The organism is Streptomyces sp. XY431 (assembly GCF_001279805.1).
Taxonomy (GTDB): Bacteria; Actinomycetota; Actinomycetes; order Streptomycetales; family Streptomycetaceae; genus Kitasatospora; species Kitasatospora purpeofusca.
In genome coordinates this window covers 1-297 of sequence record NZ_LGDO01000407.1, presented here as the reverse complement: position 1 = coordinate 297, position 297 = coordinate 1, and the positions used below count along the sequence as shown (strand labels likewise).

At 68.7% G+C, this 297-nt stretch carries 1 protein-coding gene; it reads right to left on the bottom strand.

Features of this window, described 5'->3' with window-relative positions; translation table 11 throughout:
* Nucleotides 1-297: hypothetical protein (locus ADK60_RS27460; protein WP_159400608.1), on the bottom strand; the 297-nt coding region annotated here is incomplete at both ends.

Sequence of the window (297 nt, the reverse complement as noted above, 5' to 3'; positions counted from 1 at the left end):
CGCATGCCGGTCCAGCAGCGCCTGGCAGGCCCGACGCAGAGACGGCACCGACAGCGGACCCTCGACCTCGAAACCGAACTGACCGGTGTAGACGTCCACTGCATCGTCGTCGTAGCGGGCGTGGAAGACCATGCCCTCCTGCACCGGCGACAACGGCCAGACATCCTCCAACTCGACCTCCGCCGACTCCAGTTCGGCGACATCCGCGGAGGTGAGCGCGACCAGCGGGAAGTCCGACGGCGTGTGCCCGCCCGAACCCGGCTGCTCGACATGCGCAACCAACGCGCGCAGGACCGT